Raw genomic sequence first — 24,842 nt, 5'->3', positions numbered from 1 at the left:
GTGCTGCCGCCCGCGGGCGCCACGTAGGAGAATTTCACTATGGCGAATTCCCCAACAGGTGAATCCGTGATCAGCCGGGTCGTGCGTCTCTTGAGTGCGTTCGACCGGGATTTGCCGAGCATGACACTGTCCGGCCTGGCTCGCCGCGCAGACTTGCCGCTGACCACCACCCGCCGGCTGCTTGAAGACCTAGTCCTGCACGGCCTGATTGAGCGGCTTCCCGACGGCGATTTGCGGCCGGGGATGCGGATGTGGGAGCTCGCTGCGCGCGCTTCACGGGCCCTAAACCTCCAGGAGTTGGCACTTCCGTTCATGGAGGATGTCCAGGCGACAGTCCACCAGCACACCACCCTGGCGGTGTTGAACCAAGGCGCCGTGCTGTACGTTGAGCGGCTGTCATCGCCGGATTCCAAGCTCAACGCGGCGCACATCGCCCAAAGAATGCCCATTCACGCGGCATCCTCCGGCCTGGTGTTGCTCGCGTATTCTCCGCCAGCCTTCCAGGACAAGGTACTCTCTGCCCCACTGGCGAAGGTGACTCCTGAGACGATCACGGATCCCTTGCTGATTCGGAAGCACCTGGCGGAGATCCGGCAGCGCGGGTACGTTGCCCTCCCTGGAATCGGCGTCACTGAATGGACCGGCATCGCCGTGCCAGTCTTCGGGGCCAACAACGAGATTGCCGCGGCGTTGAACGCGATTGTTCCGAGGGACGAAGCAGACATTCCTTACACGGTTCCTGCACTATTGACGGCTGCTCATGGCATTTCCCGCGCCCTGAAATCCACCGGGTCTTTTTCGCGCCGCTAACGGTTTTCGGCAACTTGGGCCGATGAACGGAAGTCTTGTGGGCGCGCGAGTGCCGCCGTCGTCATTGTTTATGAGACATGGATCACTATCCCGGAAAGAAGGACGATGATGTCTGTTCCCACCACAGAAAATACCAGCGGACCAGCGACGCTTCCCCCGTATTCCCACGAACTGAACTGGCCGGAAGGAATGGCACCTTTCAAAGTGGTCGACGACGGATCGCAAGGGGACCCGTACGCGCACTATGAATGGATGAGGGAGCACGCTCCCGTCCTTCGGTCCTACTCGCCGGTCTCCGACGTATGGTTTATTTCCCGGTACGACGACGTCCGCAAAGCCATGCGGGCTCCCAAGGTCTTTTCCTCCCAGGTGGTGGAGCCGGTTCCCCTGACCTTCCTGACCTTGTTCGACGCGCCGAACCACACCAGGCTGCGCCAAGTAGTGGCACAGGCCTTCACTCCGAAGGCGATCGGCCGGTTCGAGGAACGGGTCCGCGAAAACGCGCACAAGTACTTGGACCCCATGATTGCTGCCGGGGGCGGGGATGCTGTGGACGACTACGCCATTCCACTGAGCATGTCCACCATCAGCGCCCTTCTTGATGTGCCGGCCGCGGACTTCGACAAGATGAAGTTCTGGTCCGACGAGACGTTCAGCTACTTCGGCAGGCTCGCCCGCAACGCGGAGGGAACCGGCACCGATGAACAAAGCACCTTCGAGTTCTTCGCCTACCTGAAGGACACCATGGAGCGCCTCTACCGCGAGGAGAGCGAGTCCGTGGGCGGCCACATCGCGAGGATGTGGAAAGAAGGCCTGCTCAGCGAGAAAGAGGCCAAGGAGCTGTGCGCGTTCGTCTTCGTTGCAGGACATGACACGACGACCATCCTGCTCGCCAACGCTTTCAGGCTCTTCAGCGAGCACCCCGAATTGCTGGATCGGATCCGCGAGCGTCCCGAGGATGCGAGCCTCTTCCTCGAGGAACTGGCCCGTTACCGGGGAACGGTGCAGCGCGTCAGCCGCATCACCACCGAAGAAGTCGAAGTTGCAGGGGTCACCCTGCCAGCCGGGGCCATCGTCCGGCTCCTGCCCGCGGCCGCCAACCGGGACAGCGCCAAGTATCCCGACGGCGAGAAATTCGACATCGACCGCAACAACGACGGTCACTTGGGCTTCGGCCATGGCGTGCACAGCTGCCTCGGCGCCCCCTTGGCCCGGTTGGAAACCCAGGTGACGATCGAAATCCTGGCGCAGAAGCTGGGTTCCCTGATACTCGATCAGGACAAACCGATTGAATACGTTCGCGGAAACAACCTCACGAACTCGGGCCCGGAGCACCTGCACGTGAAACTGGAGAAGTTCAATGCCTGAACAGCAGATCCCACATAAGAACCAGCCCGTTGTCATTATCGGTGCCGGCCATTCCGGCGTCGCTGTCGCGACGGGACTCCGCACCAAGGGATGGCAGGGCCGGATCCTCCTGCTCGACGCCGAAAAGGAGACACCGTACGAGCGCCCACCGCTTTCGAAGGAACTCCTGAAGGCCGGTGCGCCGAACGAGTCCACGCCATTGCGCAAGGAAAAGTTCTTCCAAGACAAAGGTATCGAACGGGTGGGGGGACTCACGGTCGAGTCCATAGACCGTCCAGGCAAGACCGTGCTCCTCTCCGACGGCAGCCGCCACGCCTACCATCGCCTCGTCATTGCCACCGGTTCACGGGCCCGGGCCCTGACCGTTCCCGGCGCCGATCTCCCTGGTGTCCTTGCCCTGAGGACCAAGGACGACGCGCTCGAACTCAAGCGCGTCCTGCTCCCGGGCGCTCGCGTTGCCATCATCGGCGCAGGCTACATCGGCTTGGAAGTCGCGGCCGCGGCGGCCGCGCGGGGCTGCGAAGTTACCGTCCTCGAATTCCAGGACCGGGTCATGAGCCGGGTGACCTCGGCCCCCGTTTCGCGCTTCTTCGAGAATGTCCACGAGCAAAAGGGCGTCCGCTTCGTCTTCGGCGCCGCGGTCACCGCCATCGAGGGAACGGACTGGGCCGAGCACGTGGTGACGGCTGACGGCGCGCGGTTCCCCGCCGACGTCGTCCTCACCGGAATAGGCGTGATCCCCAACCAGGAGATCGCCGAAGCGGCCGGACTGCACTGCAAGGACGGCATCTTTGTGGATGACGACGGACGCACCTCGGACCCGGAAATCTACGCCACCGGCGACGTCACCCGCTTCACGAGCAGGATCGATGGCCAGAGCCAGCGGCTCGAATGCATCCAGAACGCCATGTCCCAAGCCGACAGCGTCGCCGCGCACATCACTGGCCAGCCGACGTCGGATCCCGAGATCCCCTGGTTCTGGACCGTTCAGCACGGCGTCCGCCTGCAAACCGCAGGAGTGCGCCACCCCGACGACGACGTCGTTGTCCGCGGAACGCCCTCGGAAGGAAAGTTCTCGGTGGTCTATCTCCGGAACGGACGGCTCTCCGCCGTCGACACCGTGGGAGGCCTCAGCGACTTCCGCCCGGCCAAGAAACTCATCGCCCAAGCGGCGGCAATTGATCCCGCGCTCGCCGCGGACCCCAGCATTTCACTGACTGACGCTGCCCTGCAGCCCTCACTTTAAAAGGAACCACTATGAGCAACAACAACAAAGTAACCGTCGTCGACCGTGAAGGCGCCACCCACAACCTTGAATGGGAGCCGGACCAGACACTCATGGAGGCGCTCAGGGACAACGACCTCCCGGTCCTGGCCTCCTGCGGCGGCACCGCATCCTGCGCCACCTGCCACGTGTTCCTGGAGAAGGACGTCTTCGAAAACCTGAGCGAACGCAGCGAGGACGAACTCGAACTGCTGGTCGAAGCCGAGGGCTACCAGGAATGCGGCTCCCGGCTCTCCTGCCAGGTCGACTTCAGCCGGAACCTCGACGGCGTGACGGTCACGCTGGCCCCTGAGGGCTAGCGCGGGTAGCTAGGCGCTTTCGCCCTGCTGGTCCTGCCGGTGCCGGATGCCCCGGCTGGCTCCCAGACCTCTCCGGGTTCCAGCCAGCGCAGGCCTTCGCCACGGTTGAAGGCATCTGCGGGCGCCGTCGTCGGTTCAACCGTGACGGCGGTCGCCGGAGCCCCACGCGCCTCCAGCCACCCCGGTTTGGCCACGGGATCGGCACCCAGCCTGCGCACCACAGCGGCTGGGCGTCGGCGGGAAGGTCCCGGACCGGGGCTACGCCGTCCACGTTGAGCTCCCGAAGGCTGGCAGCGACTTCTGTCACAACGGACGCGCTGGCTGTGGCCGCCGATGCTGGCAGTAAGCGCTTCCCCTGGAACACGCGAGGAAGTATTCAAGTGGACTTGAATCAACTGCTTATGGTTCTAGTGAACCGTCTGCTCACTAGAACGGGTAAGAATGGATTCAATAGGAATTAAAACGATATGAAGATTCTTCTCTGCACCCGTGATCACAGAGTGAGCACGCTCCATACGGACACGGGCGGGCTCAGTTTCAGCCATCCCGTGGCGTGGTCCCAGCCTTCACGAGGTGTGCCCGGACCGTACGCACCACCGCGTGCGAGCACGAGGTATGCCGGCTTTCCCGCGATCGGCTTGGCCGACCGGGGGGAGAATCGCGGGTCGCTAATGAGTACGTCGAACCACGCTTTCACGTGGGGTGGTACGCCGAAGTTGTACATCGGAACCGCGAAGATGAATGCGTCGGCCTGGGACAGTTCGTCTCCAAGTTCAGACGCCAGCGCCAGCGCCTTGTGCTGTTCCGGGGTTCTCTGACCCTGCGGGGCATGGGATCCGGTCAAGGCGGCTGCCCATACTGGTGATTGGAGCGGAGCATGGGCGAGGTCTCGTCGGAGGATTTTCGTGTCCGGGGCGTTGGCAAGGAGTGCGGATTCCAGGGTCGTGGCAACCGCGCGGGTCACCGAGCCCTCGTTCCGGATGCTTGCGTCAAGTCGAAAGATCGTGGGCATGCCATCGCTCCTTTAGTGAGTTGAAAAGATTCAAGGTCAGCGTCGTTACAGCGAGAGCACGGATCGTCCCACCGCTACGACCACGGCGAGGACGAGCAGCACGAGGTTCATCGCAACCGACTTACCTTCCTTCCGGCGCGCATGAGTAACGATCGCGCCAATCATGATGATGGAGAGCCCACTAGCTGCCACCGGGGTGAGGTCGGGGGCAATTCCTGTGACGCCGGGCAGGATCAGCCCGAGCGCACCCAGTATTTCGGCCGCTGCGACAAGCCGGATCACGCCCGGGTGAAATTCGGGGAGCCCGGCGCGCAGCTTCTCGCCGGGTTGAGTGGCCTTCCCGAGTCCACCGGCGAGGAAGACAAGGGCGAGCAGAATCTGGATGACCCAGAGCGTGATATCCATCGAGGGGCTTCCTTTGAGATGTCTATAGTTACTACTAGTGTGTTACCCATCATGAGTTAGTTTTGGGACGCTCACAAAAGGCACACTTGTGTGTGCGAGGAACAGAAAGGTCATCATGGCGATTCGTCCACCGACGCTGGAAGAGACGACCGCAGCCGAGAACAGCAATGCTCGGATATCCGAATACGAGAGTGCGTGCGTGGCCGGGGGCCAGGGTGAGGCGATCCGGGATGTACTCAACCACATCGGTAACAAATGGACTCTTCTGATCGTCAGGGCGCTTTCCGTGGGAGTTCGGCTGAGGTTTACTCAGCTCCAACGGCACATCCCCGGCATCTCGCAGCGGATGCTCACGGTGACACTCCGACACCTCGAACGGGACGGCCTGGTCCGTCGTACCTTGCACGCCGAAGTCCCGCCCAGAGTCGAATACGAGCTGACCGACATCGGCACAACACTCATCGAGCCGGCTCGCGCGTTGGGGAGTTGGGCGACAGAGAGCTATCTCAGCGTGCTCGCCAGCCGCGAACGCTTCGATGCCACGCTAGCAGGCGGGCCAAACCACAGCACCTAGTGTCCTGCGCCTGAAATTCGGTTCAGAAGTCGGCCGATTGATTCGAGAATCTGTTCTGCCGTCTTGGTCCAGGTGAAGGGTGTGGGGTTGGTGTTCCATTCACTGACCCATTTGCGGATGTCGGACTCGAGCGCCTGGACGCTGCGGTGGTCGCTGCGGCGCAGGAGGTCTTCAGTGACGAATCCGAAGAACCGCTCGACCTGGTTCAGCCAGGATGAGTAAGTCGGAGTGAAATGCATGTGGAAACGCGGGTGGTTCTGCAGCCACGTCTTCACAACAGGCGTCTTATGGGTCTGGTAGTTGTCGCAGATCAGGTGCACGTCCAGGCCCTCGGGGACCTGAGCGTCGATCTTGGCCAGGAACTTCCTGAATTCGATGGCCCGGTGTTTGCGGTGCAGGCTGGAGATCACGGACCCGTCCGCGGTGTTCAGCGCCGCGAACAGGGTTGTGGTCCCGTGCCGGACGTAGTCGTGGGTCCGCTTCTCCGGCATCCCTGGCATCATTGGGAAGGCCGGCTGGGACCGGGCCAGAGCCTGGACCTGCGACTTCTCATCCACACTGAGCACCACGGCTGATTCGGGCGGATTCAGGTACAGACCCACGACGTCGTACACCTTCTCCACGAAGAAGGGGTCGTTCGAGAGCTTGAACCCGTCTGCGCGGTGGGGCTTGAGCTCGAACGCCTTCCAGATCCGCCCGATCGTGGACTTCGACAGACCCGACCGCTCAGCCATCTTCGCCCTTGACCAGTGCGTGGCGTTCTTCGGCGTCGATTCCAGCGTCGCAACCACGACATCCTCGACCTGATCGCTGGTGATACTTGCAGGACGGCCGGGTCTGGGATCATCGACCAACCCGTCCAGCCGGCGCTCCAGGAAACGGCGCCGCCACTTCGCTACCGTATGAGGTTCGACTCCGCACCGGACGCCCACGTCCATGTTGCTCAGGCCCTCGGCGCTGCCCAGCACGATCTTGGAGCGCGTGGCCAGCGCCTGTGCCGACTTGGACCTGCGGGCCCACCGGGACAGCGTTTCCCGCTCTTCATCCGACAGTTCCAGTGGGGCCTTCGGCCGTCCAACGTTCGCCATACCCCATTCTATAATTACGAAGCGAATTTCAGGCGCAGGACACTAGTTGGAATCGGCGTCGACCGCAGCAGGCACTCCCATGGTCACCCCGACGCGGGTCCCGCGGCCACAGCAGAAAGGCGACCCGTCCGCGACTTTCCCTAACCACGGAGCGTCAGCGACGCCGCTAACAGTCACATAGTCTCCGTTCGCGTCAGTCCGCGGACGGAGGCGATTATCGCGATGACCACCAGGGCGACGAATCCGAGGACCGCGTTCGTGGCAGGCCAGTACTGTGTAGCAATGCCAAGACCGATGACTGGCACGGAGAGGCCGATGTAGGCGCCGAGGAAGAACCCGGCGAGAACTTCTGCGCGCGCTTCGGGCGCCGCTGCGGATCCGGCGGTCACGAGCGCGGAACGGAAGAGGAGGCCGGCGCCTGCTCCTGTGATGATGCCGCCGGTGATGAACAGGGCTACGTTCGGCAGCCACATACCGCCGGTGAACAGCGCCAGGCCTAGAACGACGATGCCCACGCTGCGGATCAGCATCATGCGGGTCCTCCACCGGCTGAAGGTGATCTGCGCGATGGCACCGGCTGCGAATGCGGCGAACGCGACGAGTCCTGCGACGAAATGAGATGTCTCGTGCATGGTGTTCGCGAGAAAGCTTGGGACAAGGGAGTTGAAGAGTCCGTATACCGCGAATGCGCTGATCCCCGCTGCGGTCGCGCCGAAGAACGTGCTCCTGGCCTCCCGCGGAACAGCCACGCGCTGGGGCCGGTACGGGGGCGCGGGTTCTGGCTGGACGGCCGTTTCAGGAGACAGGGCGACCAGGATGGCCAGGACGGCGATCGCGGCTCCTACCACGATGTACGACAACTGAAGGGGGTACGGGGCGAACTGGGCCAGAACTCCGGCAACGAGAGGCCCGACGCCGATTCCACCGAGGTTCGCGGCCGTGGCGATAACCTGCGCCCTCCGGCTGGACGAATCGGCGGTGGCGCCCAGATGCAATTCGGACAGGTAGGCAGTGGCGGTGGCTGTGGTCAATCCGATGGAGATCCCAGAGATGACCCGCGCAACCATGAGGCCGGTGAAGCTTGGCCAAAGGATGAAGACGGCTGCGGCCAGCACGTTCACGAGGAGGGCCGGGACGAACACCACTTTCCGTCCGACCCAGTCCGATACATGGCCGCCGAAGAAAAGGCTGAGGATGACGCCTGCGGCATACACGGCGTAGACCAGGGTGATCTGCACGTTGGTGAGGCCGTCTTGAGCCGCATAGATCGCATAGAGGGGCGTTGGAACTGCTGAAAAGGCCATGTTGAGGAGGAAGGCGCTTGCGACGACCCAAAAGCCTCGATGGTGGGCGGGGGCAACTATTGTGGACATACGGTTGATAATCCCCGGGCAGGCCTATAAAAGCCAACGCAATTTCTGAACTACGATTATTCATAACACTCATGAAGGAGGTTCTGCGTGGAGCTTCGGAGGCTAGGGCATTTTGTCGCCGTCGCCGAGGAAGGCAGCTTCACGCGCGCTGCTCGCCGCGTTCATCTGGTCCAGTCCGCGCTCTCTGTCTCGGTGCGGGGTTTGGAAAAGGAGCTGGGTGTGCGCCTTTTCGAGAGAAGTACACACGATGTCCAGCTGACGGATGTCGGGAGGGTGTTCCTTCCGGAAGCCCGCGCGACTCTTGCGGCCGCGGCGGCGGCACTCGATGCCGTCCAGGCGACTGTGGGTGGTCTGCGCGGCACTCTTCGCATCGGCATCATGCAGTCCATGCTCGCCGTCGATCTCGCATCGATCCTCGCTCGCTTCCGTGACGAGAGACCCGGAGTCGAGCTGCGACTGAGACCGGCACGTGGTGGCTCCCTGAAGCTCAGCCGGGAAGTGGAGTCTGGCGAGCTTGATGTGGCCTTCGTCTCTGTCGCGGGTCATGCCTTCGCCGGAGTCGAATTGACTTCGCTGGCACGCGAACCTCTTCTTCTCGCCGTCCCGGTCGGACACCCCCTCGCCGGGCAGGCCGCGGTGACGATTCCCGAACTTGACAGACAGATCTTCGTCGAGGCTCCCGTCGGTTGGGGAACGCGTTTTGTCGCGGACCGGGCGTTTGCCGATGCTCATGTCAATCGGTCCATCAGCGTGGAGGTCGCTGATCTGGCGACCGTCGTCGAACTCGTGCGGGCAGGTCTCGGGCTGGGCTTGATACCCCAGTCCGTCGCCCGGCTCTCGGACCGGGTTGAATTCGTCCCTCTCGATCCGCCCTTGGAATGGGAGATTGCCCTCGCTGTTTCAACGAAACGTAGAGCCTCCGCTGCCGGACAAGCCTTCGAAGACCTCGTGCTCGACATGACGGGATCCGGAGGTCTCTAATCGTTTTACTCTTTGCTCGAGTGGCGAAGCCGAGGGCCTGACTGGGCGCCGCCTGGTCGCGGTCGGTCTCGGAATCTTTTCGGGATCGCTGTTGACCATCTATTTGAGGACTCCGGGTATGACCGAGGCGCGCGGCATCCGTCCGAGCCAGAAGGGGACTGCGCTGGCGAAGGATGTCTGGATGTTCGGCATCGCTGTCGCCCTCGTGCTGGACCCTAGGCGCAAGTCCGGAAAGCCCACTTCGGTCCCGCTGGGTAGGTAGGCGTTGCTATCGGCAACGTGTGATCGACGTTGCCCCGGTACCTTTGCGCTAGCGGGCGCGGCCGAGAGGTTCAGTGCGACGGTGAGCGTGCCGCCGTTTCCGCTGGCTTCGTAGACGATGTGTTCGTTGCCGAGCGTCCGAACCCTGGTGCGGGCGCGGTGCAGCCAGGGGTGCCGGCGGCGGAGGCTGACCAATTCCTGGTGCAGGTGGTAGACGGCCAGCCGGCCTGTGACAGCTCCGAGGGCGTTGCGGTGACGGAATCCATGGTGCTTTTGGGTACCTCGTCGGCGTAGTTACCGTGAATTTACTCGCCGATGAAGTAGGCCTCCGGATATGCGCGCCGCACCTCGGCCAGAACGGGTTTCCAGAACGACGCCGGCACCGCGTACAGCCGGAAGACCGTGCAGAAGACCACAGAGGCGTGCAGTTCGGATCGAGCCGAGCTGCACGCCTCCGTCGGGTACTGACGGTGCCTACGCCGCCGAAGCGAGAACGAAGTCGTAGCTGACCTCGCGGCCGGTGCCGTCCGCTTTGTCCTTCGGCTCGAGGACGAGCTCGGGTTTGACGGCCGAGGCTATGTCGTCCGAGAGGTGCTCGTCAGCTGTGAAGTACAGCTGCGTGGTGATGAGCTGGTATCCGGGCGCGCTGACTTTGAGGTGGAGGTGCGCCGGACGCCAGGCATGCCAACCGGCGGAAGCGATGAGCTGCCCGCAGGCGCCGTCTGTGGGGATCTGGTAGGGCGCGGGTTGCACGGTGTTGACTTGGTAGACGCCTTCGGAGTCGGCAATGACTGTGCCGCGAAGGTTCCATTCGGGAACGTCGGGGGCGAATTGAGAGTAGAAACCGAGGTCGTCAGCGTGCCAGATTTCCACGCTGGCGCCCGCCAGGGGTTCACCATTGACGCCTGTGACGCGGCCTTGGAACAGCAGCGGCCTGCCGGGCTCGTCGTCGCGCATGGGCAGCGTTGCCGGGGTCTCGAGAACGGGTGACCCTGGAACGTAATAGGGCCCCTCGATGGTTCCCTTGCTGCCTTCCCTATCCGCGTTGGCCACTTCCTCGACCGCGTGCTCGATCCAAACGTCCAGGAACAGCGGCCATTCGCCGTCTTCGCCCACCTTGATGAGCCAGGATTTCAGCGCGTTGTATTCGTCGTAGGAGACCTTTTCTTCCATCACTGTGTCCACAAGTGCCTTGACGACGCGCGAGGCAAGCGCGTTGACGCGTTCGGTACTGACTTCCGCGGCCGCGGACTTGTCCGAGCGGAAGCGTTCGGTTGCGTTGGCGCCGGATGCGGCGGCGGTTGCGGTGGTTTCGACAGACATGGTTTGTCCTTTCGTTGTCATTCCGACTCAGCGGCGAGGCGGTAATAGCAGGGGTGGGTTAATCGACGCCGTCAGGAGATCGACGACGGGTGTTTGGCGAGGGCGGTGACCTCAATGTCCATATAGGGGAACAGCGGAAGGTTCTGTAGAAGCTCCTGCAGCTCGTCGTTGCTTTCGACATCAAAGACCGAGTAATTGGCGTATTGCCCCACCACCCGCCATAGGTGCGGCCAACGGCCGTCGCGCTGGAGGCCCTGGGAGTAGGCTTTTTCTTTCTCCTTGATGGCGGTGGCCTGATCTTCGGGCAGATTGGCGGGGAGGTTCACGTCCATGCGGACCAGGTACAGCACAATGCTCCTTTGCATTCGAGAGGGGTGGGTGGTTTGCCTTGGCCGGCTATTTGTCCTGCCTGTAGCGCGCGAGCTTGTCCTCGTCGATATCCGCTCCGACGCCGGGGACATCCCGGACTCCGATCCGTCCGTCCTGAATGGCTATCGGCTCGGCCAAGAGGTCATCAGACATGTCAAGGAAATTGGACAATTCGCCGGCACGCCGCGACGTGGCCTCGTACGCGGCGCCGAACGTGACGGTGGCGATCGTTCCAAGCTGCGTGTCGATCTGGTTTCCCATCACGACGTCGACGCCCAGTCCGGTGCAAAGGCCAAGGATTTGCTGCGCCTCGGTGAATCCGCTGCGCGCGGTCTTGATGCTGATGGCGTTGCATCCGCCGGAGAGCAGCTCCCGGGATGCGTCGCCGGCCGTGGGGACGCTTTCATCACCGACCACGGGAATGGGGGATTTCTCCACCAGGCGTCGGCGACTCATGGCCTCCTTGGCGTCGCATGGTTCCTCCAGGAGGGAAAGGCCCAGGCCGTCCGTGCGGCGCAGCACCTCGAGCGCCTCGTTGGCGGTCCAGCCGCGATTGGCATCGAGGTACAACTCGGTGTCCGGGCCCAGCCCCGCACGCAGTACGCGGCAGGCCTCGATGTCCAATGACAGCGGGCGGCGCCCGACTTTGAGCTTGAAGGTGTTGATGCCGTATTCGTCCTGGAACCGCAGGGCCTCGTCCAGTAGTTGCTGCGCCGGTTGGAAGCCGAGCATATGGCTGACTTCCATGGAGTCGGTGAAGCCGCCAAGCAGCCTGTTGACCGGAGTTCCGGTGGCTTTGCCGATGATGTCCCAGAGGGCGATGTCGAAGCTGCCTTTGGCCGCCTGGTTATGGATTGTCCTGGCCAGGATCTGGTGGATCTTCCCGCGGTTCATGGGGTCGAGTCCCGTAACGGCGGGGGAGAAGATCTTGGTGATCACCGAGATGATGGAATCCTGCGTCTCGCCATAGGTGAACGGGCGGGGTGGCGCATCCGCCGTGCCCACCACGCCGTCGTCGGTGTGGATCCGGATGAGGACGTGCTCGGCGTCGGACACTCGCCCGCTGGCGAACTCCAAGGGCTTGGAGTAGGGGATCGAGTATGGGATCGCTTCAATGCGCTCAATCTTCACGGAATGCCTTCAGGGATTTGGAATGGTTGGTCACGAAGGTGATGCTTTCCCTCAATATCCTTGCGTTGAATTCCGTGCGTGAAAATGCGAGAAACCACAGGCAGTTGTAAAGCTTTATACCCTTCCGAAGTAAGGAAATCCCCCATACCCTGCTGATAAACGACGTGAAAGGAGAACACCCGATGGCCCATCCCGGGAAGCACGACCGGATGTTCCTGACTTGCTATGCGGACACCTTCGGCTACGGCTGGCACCATGTGGACCTGTTCGTCCACGACGAAAACGACCTGGAGGTGAACTGGGTCCACTGGCAGGCGGACCATGACGGACCGGAGGCCGCCGACGCCATTACAGCCCGGATTGAACCCAAGCTGAAGCGGATGACTGAATGGAAGCATGGAATCAGCGCCAACGGTTCCGAGTACTGGACTGCCGACGCGGCCTGGGCATGATCCCGAGAGGCGCAGTGTAGTTTTGACGCATGTAAAGGAAGGTCCCGTTTGGAAATCCAAGCGGGACCTTCCCTCGTGCATCGGACCTGCCTGGCTATACGTGAGCCAGGGAAGCTTCAATCCGTTCCGCGATGGAGAAAAGGCGGTGTTCGCGGCCGGGGGCCCCGATGAGTTGAAGGCCGAGGGGCATGTCGCCGGAGTCCCGGAGGCCGGGGATGGTGATGACCGGGAGGCCCAAGGCCTGCCAGGGCCGGCTGAGCACCGGAGTGCCGGTAGCTTCGATGCCGGCGGGCGCGGCGCCGAGGGCGGCCGGGCCAAGGATGGCATCGAACTGAGCAAGGGCAGCATCCACGAACGTTCGGGCGTCCGCGACACGGTAGAGGGCTGCCACATAGTCCGCCTCGGGTGTGGTGGCGCCGGTTGCCAATAATTCGGCCAGCGGGACGCTCAGCCGGTCTGGCTGTTGCAGCTCCCAGAAGCGCTCGCGAGCCGCTTCGAAGGCCATGATTGTGGCGTGGTCGTCGGCGAGCCTGCGGACGACATCGTGGTCGGTCCAGTCTTCGCAGTGGACACCTTCATGACTGATCGCGGCGACAGCCTGTTCGACGGCGGCGACCATGTCTGCAGAGACCTCGCCCAAGCCACTGCCGTTCCATAGCAGGAGGCGCACGGAATCGCCGTCAGCTTTGTCCTCCGACGCCAGCTCATCCCCAATCATGGCGCTCCACGCGAGATGAAGATCGGCCACCGTGCGGGCCAGGAAGCCGAGGGAGTCCAATGAGGGGCTCAGTCCTGTGATGCCGCTCGTGGAAAACTGGCCCTTGGCTCCGACGAACCCTGCGACTCCGCAGAACGACGCCGGGCGGGTAAGTGATCCTGCCGTCTGAGTTCCAAGGGCCAAGGGGACCATTCCTGCTGCGACGGCGGCCGCCGATCCGCTGGATGAGCCGCCTGGTGTGTGGGCGGGATTGGTGGGATTCCGTGTAGGGCCGGGGGCGAAGTAGCCGAACTCGGTGGTGACTGTCTTGCCCATGACCACGGCGCCTGCCTGCCGGAGAAGTTTCACGCAATCGGCATCTGTGCCGGCTGGTTCGCCGCCGCGCAGCCCGCTGCCGCAGCGGGTGGGAAGCCCCTGGACGTCGATCAGGTCCTTGACGCCCACAGGCACTCCCCAAAGTGGCCCGCGGGGATTTGTCGAGCGCTCCAGTTCCCGTGCAGCGAAGCGGGCGCCGGCCGCATCGATCTCGACCCAGGCCCGGATCTCGGGTTCCGTAGCCTGCATGCGCTGCCAGGCCTGTTCGACGGCAGAGCTCGGCGTCAGTGCGCCGGACGCCAGGGCCATGGAGAGCTGGCGGAGCGAACCGTTGGTGCTCAAGCGACGAGCCCCGGAGTTACGGAAAGGCGATGAAACTGCCTCTTGAAGTAAATGAGGCTGTCACGCTCCTCCTGGACCTCAACGCGTTCCACCTGGACGAAAATTACTGAGTGCGATCCCTGGACGCTGCGCCCGCTGATGCGACCCACGATCTTGACGAGGGCGTCACGCAGCACGGGCACGGAGTCAGTGCCCTTCTCCCAGATGTCCCAGCCAAAGCGCTCCTCCATGGGTACGCGCGTCGCTCCGGAGAAATGCCGGGCGAGTTCCTCGTGTTCGCCGCTGAGGACGTTGATGCAGACCTGGCCGTTGCTGTTGAAGATATCGTGCGTGGCGCTGTTCTGGTTGACGCAGACCAGGACCGTGGGCGGGGAGTCGGTAACGGAGCAGACAGCGCTGACGGTGATTCCCACGCGCCCGTGCGGGCCGGCCGTGGTCACAACGTTCACTGCCGCAGGCAGGTGCGCCATCGCAGAGCGAAAATCTTTCTGGATTTGCGTGAGCTCAGTCATTTCTCTTCTCCAACCGTCGTGACCCGTACTTCTGGTCATTCCATGAATCCTTGTAACAAAAATCTATGGCGGAGCGGACTTAATGGATATTGCGATTTGTTCCACTCCATTTCAGAATTCGCTTCAGTTGTATAAGTAGTTTCCTTACCGCGTTATTGATTGACTGCCATGCCCTGGGCTCGATACGGTCGAGTTCCCTACTATGCTCAGGCAGTGCAAGGTCGCCCTACATGGATTCATCAGAAGCCCTCGTTTACATCGTCGACGACGACCGGGAGCTATGTGCCTCACTGGCCTGGCTGCTCGAGTCCGTCAGTATCCAGTCCCGCAGTTTTTATGACGTTGCGTCGTTCCTGGCCGAGTACGATCCGGACATCCCGTCCTGCCTTGTCCTGGACGTCCGCATGCCCAGGGCTGGCGGGTTTCAACTGCAGGAGACCCTGAACCAGATCGCTTCGCCGATTCCCATCATTTTTGTCTCCGCCCATGGCGACATCCGGATGTCCGTGAAGGCGCTGCGCCAGGGGGCCGTCAATTTCCTGGAGAAACCATACGATCCCCAGCAGATGCTCGATGTTGTGCAGGAAACCCTCGAGCTCGCCCGGACACGCTTCGAATCCAGCCGCGGACGGCGGGAAATCGAACAGCGGATCGCTGGCCTGACACCGCGCGAACGCGAGATCCTGGCCCTGGTCATCGATGGCCTGCCGAGCCAGAACATTGCGAGGAAGCTGGGGACCAGCGTGAAAACCATCGACGTCCACCGCACCAGGATCAAGGCAAAGACTGGGGCAGACAGCATCGCCACCCTGGTGCGGGACATCCTGCAAAACGACATCACTGTGGCCTGAGGCAGCAGCACCTTCAGCTACTGCGTTGGGAGATGCCAAGCACCTGACTCAACTCACGCAGTGAATTTCTCGGGGCTTTTCTCGATGACCAGGAGTTCTTGATCAACGCTCAAGTGCCAGCTGCCCGAGGGAACCTGAAAATGGCGGTTCTTATCGTCCACCACATTGACGTCGGCCGGCACGGAAGAATGCGCGCTGTGCGGCGCCCAGGGAAGTTCGATCCTCGCAGACATGTTGGCCGGAATCCGTAAACGGCAATGCCACGAGTGGCCTTCGTCTTCCCTTGTCCATTGGACCTGGATGCGGCCGTAGTCGGTCATCACGGCGGCTGAGGCATGGGTCAGCGAACCCCCCGGCACCGGGTGCAGGACGAAGTGCTGCATTCCGGCCGACCCCGCATCGCGGTCGATTCCCGCAACGCGGTTGAAAAGCCAGGCTCCTACTGCGCCAAGCGAGAAGTGATTAAACGAATTCATGGCATTGTTGCCGCCGAAACCATCTTCTGCAGTGTACGAGTCCCATCGCTCCCAACTGGATGTGGCTCCTTGCGTGACGGGATACAGCCATGACGGGAAGGCCGTGTTCTCAATCATCCTGTAGGCCAGATCTGACCGACCATGGTCCGAGAGCACGAGATTTATGATCGGCGTGGTGAAGAGTCCCGTCGTGATGCAGTACGGCCGTCCCGCATAGCCTTCCGCGACCTTTTCGCAGAGCGCTTCGAAAATGGAGGCGCTGTACTTTTCCAGAGGAAGGTCGAAGTGTAGTGCCAGCGAGCACGACGATTGTGAGACGTTTACGAGCGTCAAATCATCCCGGAAACCGCCCGTTCCCGGGTCTATGTATAACTCATTCCACTCTTCCTTGGCTGCAGCGTGGCGAGACTGGTAGCTGCTGGCAACTTCGTCCTCACCAATAGCCGTGGCCATCTTGGCGAAGCAGCCGAGCATGTAGACGTAAATGCTGGCATCGGTGTAGCTGTACGGCGGCTTGTCCAACGACAGCCAGTCCCCGCACACCCCTCCGTCGATGGAAATGGATTTTGCACCGCGCATCCTGAGGCCCTCCATGGCCTCCAGATAAGTCAGCATTGATTCAAACGACTGCTCGATGACTGACGTCGTGCCGTATTGGGAATAGACCTCGAAGGGCAGAAGGACACCGGCAGAACTCCATGGCGTTCCCCACGACCGATAGGCGTCGTAGGCCGGAGCGTAGCTGGGGTACATTCCGGTGACAACGTCTCCCTTGAACAGCCGGGATCCAGGTCCATAGAAACCCATGGCATCAGTCTTAGAAGAGAGGATCTCCTTGGTAACCTGTGAGTCCCGGACAATGCGCAGATAGTGTTCGTAGAATTTCTGGACGTCGCTGCTGAAGCAGGAAGTCCGGGCAAACTCGGTGACAGACTCGAGCCATCCCATACGCTCATTTCTCTGGGGGCAATCAGTTGGAATCGAAAGAAAGTTTCCGATCTGTGAGCGGTGGATATTGTCTGCGAGCTGGTTCAAAAGGGGGTTGGAAGTGCTCACTTTTCCAGTTAGCTCAGCGATGGAACTGAGCACGATGCCCTTGACGTTCGCTGCGGGGATCGGGCCCCGGGTCCCGGAAATCTGGATGTATCGGTAACCGTGGAACGTAAAGCGCGGGGTGAACTTCTGTAGCCCTTCACGGCACGTGTAGACGTCTGTGGACATGGCCTCGCGTAGGTTCTCCGTCATCAGGAGTCCATCGATGTCCCGCTCAAGGTACTCCTCCAGGGGAGGATACAGGACCTCAGCAGTACGAATGACGATTTCTTGGCCTTCACGACCGTCAAACGTCAGCTCGGGTACTCCAACCATGTTTACGCCCATGTCGTATATCCAGGAGTCCGAACCGGGCCGTGCCTCGCCAATAAGGGTCGATTCGAGCACCTCAAATACACGCACGGGTTCATCGGGTTTCGAAACAAGCTGCGGCTGCGCATTTCGCTCCAAAGGCAGAACCACTGCGGCCGGTCCCCATCGGTTTTCGTCAGTGAGGGACAATTCGTCACGAGCGTCGTAGCGCTCACCCTGGAAGAAGCTGCCGTTCTTCGTGGGGCCGCCTGTGTGCACCTCCCAACTGCCCGGCGAGGACACAAGTATTTGACTGCTTCCGTCGGAATAGTCGAGGACCATTTTGCACAATAGGGAAGGCCGGTCCCCATAGAAATTGGTGTTGGTTTCCATGAAACTCATCATGTCCGCCCACCACCCTGGGGCGAGAGTGACCGTGAGAGTGTTGTCTCCCGTGCGAATTTGTTCGCTGATGTCATAGGCAGAGTATTCGATGGTGTACCGATAGTCCGAGCTGCCTGGATTGAACCAATCGTTGCCGATCTTCTCGCCATTGACGTGCAACTCGTAAATTCCTCGTGCAGTGATGTAGATCTTGGCCCCGGTGACATCCCGCTGGGCCTGGAACTTTCGGCGGAGAATGGGCAAAGCGCCTCGACTAGGGTCCCGGATGATGGTCCGTCCGTCTTCGCCGCCGTGCACCGCCAGGCAATTGCCATCAATCCCGACCCCTCCGGCCTGAGCGAAGACATGATAGTCCCCCGAATCGAACAGGGCTTCCTGGGGGTCCCGGTAGTTCCTGATCTCATAGTTCCTGATGTCGAGTTGCTCGGCGGGAAGAACTTGAAAGCCGACTTCGCCAAGGACGGGATAGGCGGCGACGTCGTCCATGCCTCGCGGGTTTACTTGGAGAATATCGCTCCCATTCCACAACAGGTACTTTCCGTTGATTCGCACCTTGAATGTGGACGACTCGCAGATGAGTTCAATCTCGTTCTCCTGATGGGCCTGTGGCCCCGGCAAGAGTTCGGGCAGGTTTGTGGCGCAAGCGCCTGCATTTATATCGATCAGCGGTAGGTCTGGCCGGTCGCCGATAGCATATCCCAGCCGAAATATGCGGAATGCCGGATTTGATGGATCTCCGACGTCCACGGAAAAACGAACATGGTTTTCGCCTGCTAGACGGTACTCGTTCAGCATTTCGTGGCGAAGCCGGAAGTCATTGGCCCCCAGAATGAAGGAGGCCATCGTGCTGCCCTGCGGGATCCTGAACAGGCACCTGACCCGGTACACAACCAGGCTGTGCGAATCAAGGTGGGGGCGGCTTGCGCCGATCCATTGCGCCCCGTCCCAGGCGTACATGTTCGTGGCGAACATCGCTGTCTCGAACGTGGACACCGCGGACAGTTCACGGCCCTTGTTATCCCAGACCGTTACAGTCCACGTGTATTTTCCTTCGGGGGTCAGCTGACCATGCAGTTCGCCCCAATTGCCGAAAGCAATCTCCTGGGAGCAAGCGGAAATGACGCGGCCCGAGTCCCACACGGGATCTCCGGCCGCAGTAGTTACTTCTATTTGGAAGTATTCCTGGCGATGATTGAAATCATCAGATTCGAGTGCCCAGCCGAAACGCGGAGTGTCCGTATCAATGGCCAAAGGCCGAGTTAGCCTGTTGACGCGCAGATTTGTCAATCGAGCCATGGTTCTTAGTCGACCTCTTCTTCAATCTTGAATTCGAACCAGAATGGTCACGGCCGGAACGCTCGGGACCGGACCGGTCGTGACCTCAGGTTGTTCCGTATGTAAGGCAAGCGGCTGTCAGAATAGCTCCAGAACCAGCCTGGGGGATTTTGACCGGGAAACGCAGGCCGCGATCTGGCCGTTGGCCTTCTTTTCGCTGCTGGACATGCACTGGTCTCGATGGTCCGGTTCGCCCTTCAGGACGCCCATGATGCACGTGCCGCAGATCCCTTCCTGGCACGATGTGTCCACTTCGACCCCGTTATCCGCGAGGACCTGCACGATAGACTGACCTACGGGAACCTCATAGACTTCGTCGTCGAGTTCCACCTCGAAAGGGGTATCGCCGGCTCTGTCCACGGGCTCGGCCGCCTGGAAGTGTTCGACATGCACATTGTCCTCAGGAATCACCGAAGCCGCGCTTTCCCGTACACGCTCCATGAACCCCTGAGGTCCGCAGGTATAGACGTGCGAGGCGGCACCGAGGCGGGCGAATGCGCCATTCAGAACGGCCGGCTGCTGCTCACGCTCCAGTCCGAAATGGAAATGGACGCGTTCGCCGAAACCGCTGCGCTTCTCAAGGAGTTCGCAGAACGCGGCATCTTCACGGGAACGGGCAAAGTAGTGCAACTCGAACTCTTCTCCTCTCCGGTGCAGGTGGTAGGCGATGCTGATCATCGGGGTGACGCCGATGCCCGCAGCCACCAGGATGTGCCGGTCGGCGCCCCCGGCGACGGACAAGAGATTGCGCGGGGCGCTGATCTCCAGCTCGTGGCCTACCTGGACGTGGTCATGGAGTGCCAAGGAACCACCCCGTGACTCCGGTTCGAGCTTGACTGCAACCACGTAGTCGTCAAGATCGTCCGGTGGACTGCACAGCGAGTACTGCCTGACAACGGCGGTCGGGCCGACGACGTCGATATGCGCCCCCGCCGGATAAGGATCGAACGGTGCCCCATCCGTGCGCTTGAGGCGGAAAGACTTGATGTTGCTGGTTTCCTCCAGCACTTCGGCTACTCGTACCTTGAACATACCCATGGGGCAACGCTCCTTTCTTCTCTCAGCTTGTAATGGGCCAGCCGGCGCTAACGCATGTAGAGGCCGCCGTTGATGTCCCAGCACGCCCCCGTTACGGAGCCGGCGCCGGGGGATGCCAATAAGGCCACCGTCTCCGCAATGAATCCGGCGTCTCCGAAGCGGCCGACGGGAATGTTGGCCTTGATCGCGTCCAGCTTGTCCGGGTCCACCGTCTCGTACACCACGGGAAGGTCCAGCGGTCCGGGGGAGACCGCGTTGACCGTGACCCCAAAGGACGCGAACTCCCGCGCGAACACCTTAGTCAGAGTCGACACCCCGCCCTTCGACGCCGCGTAGTGGGCTCCCGTGGCCGTGCCGCCGTTGTGGCCTGCCAAGGAGTGGATGTTGATGATCCGCCCGTAGCCTCGGTCCCGGAAATGCGGACCGAACACCTGGCAGCCCAGGAAGGTGCCGTTGAGGTTGATCTCCACGTTCGCGGAGAACTCCTCGGGGGTGATCTCAAGCAAGGGGGCAACCTGTGAACGTCCGGCATTGTTCACCAGGACGTCCGTGCCGCCCCATTTTTCGGCCAGAAGGTTCAGGACGGCCTCGAAATCGGCCTTTTTGCGGACATCCAGGGCGCCCGCCCAAACGGTTTCCCCGGAAGGATCCAGACTGTCCGCGATGGGCTGCACGGAGGCGGCGCTGGTGCCGGTGATGGCGACCCGGAAGCCTTCCTTGTGCAGCTTACGGGCGATGACTTCACCGAGTCCGCGGGCGGCGCCGGTGACCAGTGCGACATGGTTCACTGTGGGTCCGAAGTTCATGGTTGGTCCTAAAGGAGGAAGCCGGAGGCGTTGACGGCGGAGTCGGAGTTGACCAGGCGGATGAGTTTAAGCTCGATCCGGGCGTCGTCCCCAGTGAAGCGGATACGGTGCGTGAGGTCGGCCCCGAGCATCTGGAACTTGTCCCGCTTGAAACCCACCAGGACCTGCGCGGAGCGCAGCGTGACGGTGTTCTCCGTGATCTCTTCCACGGTGAAACGGGAGATGGTTCGTGAGGTGCGGGCGGCGGCGACGGCGGACATCGAGTACCCCTGCACCAGGCGGGTGACGCGCATGTGGCGCATCCGCGCGTCGTCGTACACCATGTTCAGGGACGACTCGAAGTCCTCGGTATCCGGGTCGACAGGGATGACGTACTTGCCATCCTTCATGTAGAGGGTCTGCCAGGCCTCGTAATCCTTGTCATCCAAGAGCTGCGCTTCGCGCCAGATCAGCTCGATGGCGCGGCCCACGAGGGGCTCGGACAACCTGCCGAGGCCCAGCTCGAAGGGCACGGGTGCCGGGCGGTTGTCGATGGCGGCCACTTCTTCGACGGTCTCAGTTTTCATCGCTCATCATCCTTTTCCACATTGCATACGATTCACGCATGCCGGTTTCGTCCGTCACATGCGAGGTCTTCCAGCCTTCGTCCACGGTCACCTCACGTCCCAGGCCACGGTTGACCAGGATCGGCATGTCCGGGTTTGCCACGGCGCCGCGCTGAACCCGGTCCCATGCCTCGGAGTCATCCGAGGTGCCGAAGCCGAACGGCCCCTGGAAGTGCTCGTGGATCCGCAGGCGCTCGCGGTTCACGCTCTCCGGGCCGCCGTCGAGGCCAAGCGCCATGTGTTGGATTTCCGTCTCGTTGACGGAGATCGGGCGCAGAACCCGGAAGAAGGACATGGACAGTGAAAGGTTGGGGAACAGGTTCAGGTTGTAGCCCGCGCCGTGCATGGAGCGAACGATCCGGCGGACCTGGTCCTGCGGCATGGTCTCGGAAAGCTCATCGATGATGTGGCGGAAGCGCTCCTGCAGTTCCTCGGTGCCGTCGTCCTCCTCCAGGTCCACGTGCTCGGGGACCATGATGGCGACGCTGTGCCCGTTGCCGAGGGCATGGGTGACCGCGCTCTCATCGGTCATGAAGGACAGCATGTCCGCGGTTTCGGCATCTACGGACGCCATCCAGGAGCGGTGGACGATGGGGAAATGGTAGCCGTCGGTGGTGTTTTCCAGCTGGATCTTCCAGTTGCCGTTGAAGCGGAACTTGTGCTCTCCCTGGACCTTGACCGGGAAGCCGGCGCCCTGTTTCATGAAGCGGTCGATCCAGATTTTCGCATCGCCGAGGAAGTCCTCGAGCGGCTCGATGTCGGTCTTGAAGCTGGCGAAAATGAGTCCGTTGTAGCTCTCTACGCGCAGGCGCTGCAGGGGCAGGTCGCGCTTCTCGGTCACGCCCTCGTAGCCGTCCGGGTACGGGATGCCGCGCAGGTTGCCTTCCAGGGAGTAGGACCAGGAATGGTAAGGGCAGGTGAAGCCGTTCGCCTTGCCCTTGGGGACCTCGCAGACGCTGGCGCCGCGGTGGCGGCAGCGGTTGAGCAAGACGTTGAAATTGCCCTTGCGGTCCCGGTTCACGATCACCGGCTGCAGGCCGATGTGCGACATCTTGAAGCTGCCGGCGTCCGGGATCTCGCTCTCATGCGCCACCCAGACCCAGGTGCTGTAGAAGATCTTCTCCATCTCCCAGTCGAAGATCTCGGGGTCGGTGTAAAGCTGTGCGGCGACGCGGTCGCCTTCGGCCAGGCCTGCGAACCCGCCGGCCTTCTCTGACGTTGGTGAAGTCATCGGGTACTCCTTGGTATCTCTCTGGGTGCTATGCATGGACTGGGTTGACGAGATCGGCGGTAAACAGCTTTTCGGTGCGGAAATGGCGGATCCGGGCCGTTCCTTCGCTGAGCTCGAAATCGACCGTGAGGCGGGCCGAGATCAGCTCCGTCCCGCCGCCGTCGTACTCCGAAAGCTGCTGCATGATCCACTGGCCGCTGGCGGTGCCGCCGCCGGCTGCGGCGACGCTGCCATTGCCCAGCAGATGGACGTTGCGTTTGAAGTGCGACGACGGCGGGAGGAAGTCCGCGAGCATCGAGAGGATCGCGGGACGACCTTCCAGACGGCCGAACTTCGCGGTGTATTCGGGGCCGATGCCTTCCCAGACCGCTTGCTCGGTGAATAGCGAGGCCATGTCATCCCTGTGGAAGGAAGGACGCGGGACGTCGCAAAGGTCCATGTAGCGGGAGAGCGTGGCTCGTGCCGCCTCCTGGAACTCCAGCACCGCCAAGCGCTCGGCCAAGGCGGCTGCCGTGTCGCGGGCCATGTGGCTAGCCAGCCGTTTCGACGTCGTCGCGGATGGTCAGGGCTCGGCCGATGCGCGCCTCGATCTTGGCGTACCGCCACAGGGCATACTGGCCCACCACGGTGGTCCGGAAGAGATTGCAGGCTGCCTTGACGGTCGCTTGGGTGTCAACGTCGGCCAGGATGTAGCACGTCCACGGCCAGCCGTCCGACGGTCCCACCAGGTGGGAATCGTCATCCATGTTGCCGATGACCTCGACGCCGGACATGCGAGACATCTCGGCCATCATTCCTGAGAAGGCAGTCCAGACCGTGCCGATTTCGCTCTTGGGTAGATCGAAGAAATTCTGGTTGATGCCAATGCAGAACAGTACGCGCAGCGGCTGTGTGGTTGCGGTTTCGCTCATGTCAGTTCCTTGGGGTGCGATATCAGATGAAGGCAGGGATCGACGGCGGGACGTCCATCAGGACAGCGCCCGCGCCGTCGTAGATCCCGTCGCCCAGAAAGGCGTGCTGCGTGACGACCGACGCGTCGCGCAAATAGCGCTGCATCGGGTTGACGTCGTAGATGGCCGCCGTTCCGGAGAGAGTGTAGGCAGTATGCACAGCCTTGGCACCGACACGTGCAACATGGGTGGAAGCCAGGCGCAACAGCGCCTTTTGCTTGTCCGTCGCCGGGTCGCCAGCCTCGACCGTGGCGTACACCTCATCGGAGATCTCGTAGAAGAACGCCCGTGCCGAGCGGAGTTCCGCCTCGGCTTTGGCCACGTCCATCCGGTAGTATGCCCTGTCTGCAAGCTTGGGTGCACCGGTAATTCCGGTGCGCCCGCTGCCCGTGCTGATGGCGTAGTCCAGGGCCGCGCGGCCCGCGCCGAGATTGACGACGGCCAGTACCTGGGCTGCGTAGGCAATGGCGGGGTAGCGGTACAAGGGCTCGTCAACGGTGGGCTCGCCGCCGCGGACAAAAGTCCATTCGTCCCGGACCACCTGGCCGGTGACTCTCAGGTCATGGCTGCCCGTGCCGTTGAGGCCGATGACGTCCCAATTCTCAACGATCTCGACTTGCTCGGGGCGGAGCAGGGCGGTCAGCGGCTTGCCGCCGGTGTGTTCGTTGCCCACGAGTCCAACGCCAAGGATGTCGGCGCCCCTGCAGCCGCTGGAGAATTTCCATTCGCCCGTTACATTCCAGCCGTCGTCACTGCGTTCGGCCTTCCGCACCGGATAAAGCCCCCCGGCAAATGCGACGTCGGGGCCGTCCGCGTAGAGCTCGGCCTGGGTATCGAGGGGGAGGGCAGCCAGGTAGACAGAGGAGCCAAAGCTGGCGACCCAGCCGGCTGAGGCATCCACCGCGGAGATTTGTTCGATGATCCGGAGAAACCGGCTCGGCGGAAGGGCATCGCCGCCGAAGCGCCGCGGCGTGGCGGCACGGTAAATACCCACCTTCTTGAATTCTGAAATGATGTCCCGAGGGACAAATTTCTTTTCTCCGAATTCTTCCCGGCGCCGGGCGATGACTTCGAGCACGCCGTCGAGGGTGGTTTGCAGGGCTGTATCCAGAACGTCGGTCATCGAATTTCTCCAATCAATACTGCGGACAAATGTCTTCTGGCATTAAGAGTATTTGTCGGG

General features: G+C 61.9%; 27 protein-coding genes. 9 read left to right on the top strand and 18 right to left on the bottom strand.

The window, feature by feature from the left end; all coding sequences use genetic code 11:
- Positions 1 to 39: 39 nt before the first annotated feature.
- From ABD742_RS12285 to ABD742_RS12270, 4 genes are all read left to right on the top strand, one after another.
- Positions 40 to 810, top strand: coding sequence for an IclR family transcriptional regulator (locus ABD742_RS12285; protein WP_234750682.1), 771 nt, complete (start codon positions 40 to 42; stop codon positions 808 to 810).
- A 108-nt stretch (positions 811 to 918) separates the two neighbouring features.
- The gene (locus ABD742_RS12280; protein WP_234750683.1) at positions 919 to 2,178 is read left to right on the top strand and encodes a cytochrome P450; all 1,260 of its coding nucleotides are present in this window, start codon (positions 919 to 921) and stop codon (positions 2,176 to 2,178) included.
- Positions 2,171 to 3,424, top strand: coding sequence for an NAD(P)/FAD-dependent oxidoreductase (locus tag ABD742_RS12275; protein ID WP_234750684.1), 1,254 nt, complete (start codon positions 2,171 to 2,173; stop codon positions 3,422 to 3,424). The genes ABD742_RS12280 and ABD742_RS12275 overlap by 8 nt, the downstream gene beginning before the upstream one ends.
- A gap of 11 nt (positions 3,425 to 3,435) precedes the next feature.
- Complete coding sequence (locus ABD742_RS12270; RefSeq protein ID WP_234750686.1) at positions 3,436 to 3,762, top strand: 2Fe-2S iron-sulfur cluster-binding protein; 327 nt, start codon at positions 3,436 to 3,438, stop codon at positions 3,760 to 3,762.
- Here ABD742_RS12270 and ABD742_RS12265 read toward each other — a convergent pair.
- The 3 genes from ABD742_RS12265 to ABD742_RS12255 all read right to left on the bottom strand — a co-directional run bounded on the left by ABD742_RS12265 (position 3,759) and on the right by ABD742_RS12255 (position 5,179).
- Positions 3,759 to 3,980, bottom strand: a complete 222-nt coding sequence (locus tag ABD742_RS12265) for a hypothetical protein (RefSeq protein WP_344788067.1) — start codon at positions 3,978 to 3,980, stop codon at positions 3,759 to 3,761. The genes ABD742_RS12270 and ABD742_RS12265 overlap by 4 nt on opposite strands.
- A 275-nt stretch (positions 3,981 to 4,255) precedes the next feature.
- Positions 4,256 to 4,774, bottom strand: a complete 519-nt coding sequence (locus tag ABD742_RS12260) for an FMN-dependent NADH-azoreductase (RefSeq protein WP_234750689.1) — start codon at positions 4,772 to 4,774, stop codon at positions 4,256 to 4,258.
- Positions 4,775 to 4,819: 45 nt separating this feature from the next.
- Positions 4,820 to 5,179, bottom strand: a complete 360-nt coding sequence (locus ABD742_RS12255; RefSeq protein ID WP_234750690.1) for a DoxX family protein — start codon at positions 5,177 to 5,179, stop codon at positions 4,820 to 4,822.
- A 115-nt stretch (positions 5,180 to 5,294) separates the two neighbouring features.
- Here ABD742_RS12255 and ABD742_RS12250 point away from each other — a divergent pair, with 115 nt between their 5' ends.
- Positions 5,295 to 5,753, top strand: coding sequence for a winged helix-turn-helix transcriptional regulator (locus ABD742_RS12250; RefSeq protein ID WP_234750692.1), 459 nt, complete (start codon positions 5,295 to 5,297; stop codon positions 5,751 to 5,753).
- On the opposite strand, the gene ABD742_RS12245 is transcribed toward ABD742_RS12250, so the two are convergent.
- Entirely contained in the window at positions 5,750 to 6,841 is a 1,092-nt protein-coding gene (locus tag ABD742_RS12245) for an IS630 family transposase (RefSeq protein ID WP_234754957.1), read from the bottom strand. The genes ABD742_RS12250 and ABD742_RS12245 overlap by 4 nt on opposite strands.
- 173 nt (positions 6,842 to 7,014) lie before the next feature.
- Positions 7,015 to 8,214: an MFS transporter gene (locus ABD742_RS12240; protein ID WP_234754874.1), complete on the bottom strand. Its 1,200-nt coding sequence runs from the start codon at positions 8,212 to 8,214 to the stop codon at positions 7,015 to 7,017.
- 87 nt (positions 8,215 to 8,301) lie between these two features.
- Here ABD742_RS12240 and ABD742_RS12235 point away from each other — a divergent pair, with 87 nt between their 5' ends.
- Positions 8,302 to 9,195, top strand: coding sequence for a LysR family transcriptional regulator (locus tag ABD742_RS12235; protein ID WP_234754873.1), 894 nt, complete (start codon positions 8,302 to 8,304; stop codon positions 9,193 to 9,195).
- Between the two features lie 118 nt (positions 9,196 to 9,313).
- Positions 9,314 to 9,457: a hypothetical protein gene (locus ABD742_RS12230; RefSeq protein WP_234754872.1), complete on the top strand. Its 144-nt coding sequence runs from the start codon at positions 9,314 to 9,316 to the stop codon at positions 9,455 to 9,457.
- A gap of 473 nt (positions 9,458 to 9,930) precedes the next feature.
- Here ABD742_RS12230 and catA read toward each other — a convergent pair whose 3' ends face one another.
- From catA to ABD742_RS12215, 3 genes are all read right to left on the bottom strand, one after another.
- Positions 9,931 to 10,779 carry a catechol 1,2-dioxygenase gene (gene catA / locus ABD742_RS12225; protein WP_234754871.1) on the bottom strand — a complete coding sequence of 283 codons (849 nt, stop codon included), beginning with the start codon at positions 10,777 to 10,779 and terminating at the stop codon, positions 9,931 to 9,933.
- Positions 10,780 to 10,850: 71 nt separating this feature from the next.
- Positions 10,851 to 11,129, bottom strand: a complete 279-nt coding sequence (catC, locus tag ABD742_RS12220; protein ID WP_234754875.1) for a muconolactone Delta-isomerase — start codon at positions 11,127 to 11,129, stop codon at positions 10,851 to 10,853.
- Between the two features lie 46 nt (positions 11,130 to 11,175).
- Entirely contained in the window at positions 11,176 to 12,279 is a 1,104-nt protein-coding gene (locus tag ABD742_RS12215) for an enolase C-terminal domain-like protein (protein ID WP_234754870.1), read from the bottom strand.
- A 182-nt stretch (positions 12,280 to 12,461) separates the two neighbouring features.
- On the opposite strand from ABD742_RS12215, the gene ABD742_RS12210 reads away from it, so the two are divergent.
- Complete coding sequence (locus tag ABD742_RS12210; RefSeq protein ID WP_234754869.1) at positions 12,462 to 12,731, top strand: hypothetical protein; 270 nt, start codon at positions 12,462 to 12,464, stop codon at positions 12,729 to 12,731.
- Positions 12,732 to 12,825: 94 nt separating this feature from the next.
- On the opposite strand, the gene ABD742_RS12205 is transcribed toward ABD742_RS12210, so the two are convergent.
- Positions 12,826 to 14,106, bottom strand: a complete 1,281-nt coding sequence (locus ABD742_RS12205; RefSeq protein ID WP_234754868.1) for an amidase — start codon at positions 14,104 to 14,106, stop codon at positions 12,826 to 12,828.
- Positions 14,103 to 14,618, bottom strand: a complete 516-nt coding sequence (gene hpaC / locus ABD742_RS12200; RefSeq protein ID WP_234754867.1) for a 4-hydroxyphenylacetate 3-monooxygenase, reductase component — start codon at positions 14,616 to 14,618, stop codon at positions 14,103 to 14,105. The genes ABD742_RS12205 and hpaC overlap by 4 nt, the downstream gene beginning before the upstream one ends.
- Positions 14,619 to 14,848: 230 nt before the next feature.
- On the opposite strand from hpaC, the gene ABD742_RS12195 reads away from it, so the two are divergent.
- Positions 14,849 to 15,469, top strand: coding sequence for a response regulator transcription factor (locus ABD742_RS12195; RefSeq protein WP_234754866.1), 621 nt, complete (start codon positions 14,849 to 14,851; stop codon positions 15,467 to 15,469).
- A gap of 53 nt (positions 15,470 to 15,522) precedes the next feature.
- Here ABD742_RS12195 and ABD742_RS12190 read toward each other — a convergent pair whose 3' ends face one another.
- The 8 genes from ABD742_RS12190 to ABD742_RS12155 all read right to left on the bottom strand — a co-directional run bounded on the left by ABD742_RS12190 (position 15,523) and on the right by ABD742_RS12155 (position 24,782).
- Complete coding sequence (locus ABD742_RS12190) at positions 15,523 to 18,990, bottom strand: alpha-L-rhamnosidase (RefSeq protein WP_234754865.1); 3,468 nt, start codon at positions 18,988 to 18,990, stop codon at positions 15,523 to 15,525.
- Positions 18,991 to 19,107: 117 nt separating this feature from the next.
- Positions 19,108 to 20,067, bottom strand: a complete 960-nt coding sequence (locus tag ABD742_RS12185) for a PDR/VanB family oxidoreductase (protein WP_234754864.1) — start codon at positions 20,065 to 20,067, stop codon at positions 19,108 to 19,110.
- 47 nt (positions 20,068 to 20,114) lie between these two features.
- Positions 20,115 to 20,873, bottom strand: a complete 759-nt coding sequence (locus tag ABD742_RS12180) for an SDR family NAD(P)-dependent oxidoreductase (protein WP_234754863.1) — start codon at positions 20,871 to 20,873, stop codon at positions 20,115 to 20,117.
- 8 nt (positions 20,874 to 20,881) lie between these two features.
- A complete protein-coding gene (locus tag ABD742_RS12175; protein ID WP_234754862.1) occupies positions 20,882 to 21,439 on the bottom strand; it encodes an aromatic-ring-hydroxylating dioxygenase subunit beta in 558 nt (185 codons plus the stop codon).
- Positions 21,429 to 22,709, bottom strand: a complete 1,281-nt coding sequence (locus ABD742_RS12170) for an aromatic ring-hydroxylating oxygenase subunit alpha (protein WP_234754861.1) — start codon at positions 22,707 to 22,709, stop codon at positions 21,429 to 21,431. Before ABD742_RS12170 ends, ABD742_RS12175 begins: the two co-directional genes overlap by 11 nt.
- 28 nt (positions 22,710 to 22,737) lie before the next feature.
- Positions 22,738 to 23,235, bottom strand: coding sequence for a nuclear transport factor 2 family protein (locus tag ABD742_RS12165; RefSeq protein WP_234754860.1), 498 nt, complete (start codon positions 23,233 to 23,235; stop codon positions 22,738 to 22,740).
- Between the two features lie 4 nt (positions 23,236 to 23,239).
- Positions 23,240 to 23,620, bottom strand: a complete 381-nt coding sequence (locus ABD742_RS12160) for a hypothetical protein (RefSeq protein WP_234754859.1) — start codon at positions 23,618 to 23,620, stop codon at positions 23,240 to 23,242.
- Between the two features lie 22 nt (positions 23,621 to 23,642).
- Positions 23,643 to 24,782 carry an acyl-CoA dehydrogenase family protein gene (locus ABD742_RS12155; protein ID WP_234754858.1) on the bottom strand — a complete coding sequence of 380 codons (1,140 nt, stop codon included), beginning with the start codon at positions 24,780 to 24,782 and terminating at the stop codon, positions 23,643 to 23,645.
- Positions 24,783 to 24,842 lie beyond the last annotated feature (60 nt).

It is taken from the genome of Arthrobacter ramosus (assembly GCF_039535095.1).
Taxonomy (GTDB): Bacteria; Actinomycetota; Actinomycetes; order Actinomycetales; family Micrococcaceae; genus Arthrobacter; species Arthrobacter ramosus.
The sequence above is the reverse complement of the archived record's forward strand: the minus strand, read 5'-3'. Positions and strand labels throughout refer to the sequence as shown.

What these genes read in the sequence shown, in the direction of transcription:
- ABD742_RS12285 (WP_234750682.1), top strand. Translation starts at nt 40, where the DNA reads ATGGCGAATTCCCCAACAGGTGAATCCGTGATCAGCCGGGTCGTGCGT.
- ABD742_RS12280 (WP_234750683.1), top strand. Translation starts at nt 919, where the DNA reads ATGTCTGTTCCCACCACAGAAAATACCAGCGGACCAGCGACGCTTCCC.
- ABD742_RS12275 (WP_234750684.1), top strand. Translation starts at nt 2,171, where the DNA reads ATGCCTGAACAGCAGATCCCACATAAGAACCAGCCCGTTGTCATTATC.
- ABD742_RS12270 (WP_234750686.1), top strand. Translation starts at nt 3,436, where the DNA reads ATGAGCAACAACAACAAAGTAACCGTCGTCGACCGTGAAGGCGCCACC.
- ABD742_RS12260 (WP_234750689.1), bottom strand. Translation starts at nt 4,774, where the DNA reads ATGCCCACGATCTTTCGACTTGACGCAAGCATCCGGAACGAGGGCTCG.
- ABD742_RS12255 (WP_234750690.1), bottom strand. Translation starts at nt 5,179, where the DNA reads ATGGATATCACGCTCTGGGTCATCCAGATTCTGCTCGCCCTTGTCTTC.
- ABD742_RS12250 (WP_234750692.1), top strand. Translation starts at nt 5,295, where the DNA reads ATGGCGATTCGTCCACCGACGCTGGAAGAGACGACCGCAGCCGAGAAC.
- ABD742_RS12245 (WP_234754957.1), bottom strand. Translation starts at nt 6,841, where the DNA reads ATGGCGAACGTTGGACGGCCGAAGGCCCCACTGGAACTGTCGGATGAA.
- ABD742_RS12240 (WP_234754874.1), bottom strand. Translation starts at nt 8,214, where the DNA reads ATGTCCACAATAGTTGCCCCCGCCCACCATCGAGGCTTTTGGGTCGTC.
- ABD742_RS12230 (WP_234754872.1), top strand. Translation starts at nt 9,314, where the DNA reads ATGACCGAGGCGCGCGGCATCCGTCCGAGCCAGAAGGGGACTGCGCTG.
- catA (WP_234754871.1), bottom strand. Translation starts at nt 10,779, where the DNA reads ATGTCTGTCGAAACCACCGCAACCGCCGCCGCATCCGGCGCCAACGCA.
- ABD742_RS12210 (WP_234754869.1), top strand. Translation starts at nt 12,462, where the DNA reads ATGGCCCATCCCGGGAAGCACGACCGGATGTTCCTGACTTGCTATGCG.
- hpaC (WP_234754867.1), bottom strand. Translation starts at nt 14,618, where the DNA reads ATGACTGAGCTCACGCAAATCCAGAAAGATTTTCGCTCTGCGATGGCG.
- ABD742_RS12195 (WP_234754866.1), top strand. Translation starts at nt 14,849, where the DNA reads ATGGATTCATCAGAAGCCCTCGTTTACATCGTCGACGACGACCGGGAG.
- ABD742_RS12190 (WP_234754865.1), bottom strand. Translation starts at nt 18,990, where the DNA reads ATGGCTCGATTGACAAATCTGCGCGTCAACAGGCTAACTCGGCCTTTG.
- ABD742_RS12185 (WP_234754864.1), bottom strand. Translation starts at nt 20,067, where the DNA reads ATGGGTATGTTCAAGGTACGAGTAGCCGAAGTGCTGGAGGAAACCAGC.
- ABD742_RS12180 (WP_234754863.1), bottom strand. Translation starts at nt 20,873, where the DNA reads ATGAACTTCGGACCCACAGTGAACCATGTCGCACTGGTCACCGGCGCC.
- ABD742_RS12175 (WP_234754862.1), bottom strand. Translation starts at nt 21,439, where the DNA reads ATGAAAACTGAGACCGTCGAAGAAGTGGCCGCCATCGACAACCGCCCG.
- ABD742_RS12170 (WP_234754861.1), bottom strand. Translation starts at nt 22,709, where the DNA reads ATGACTTCACCAACGTCAGAGAAGGCCGGCGGGTTCGCAGGCCTGGCC.
- ABD742_RS12165 (WP_234754860.1), bottom strand. Translation starts at nt 23,235, where the DNA reads ATGGCCCGCGACACGGCAGCCGCCTTGGCCGAGCGCTTGGCGGTGCTG.
- ABD742_RS12160 (WP_234754859.1), bottom strand. Translation starts at nt 23,620, where the DNA reads ATGAGCGAAACCGCAACCACACAGCCGCTGCGCGTACTGTTCTGCATT.
- ABD742_RS12155 (WP_234754858.1), bottom strand. Translation starts at nt 24,782, where the DNA reads ATGACCGACGTTCTGGATACAGCCCTGCAAACCACCCTCGACGGCGTG.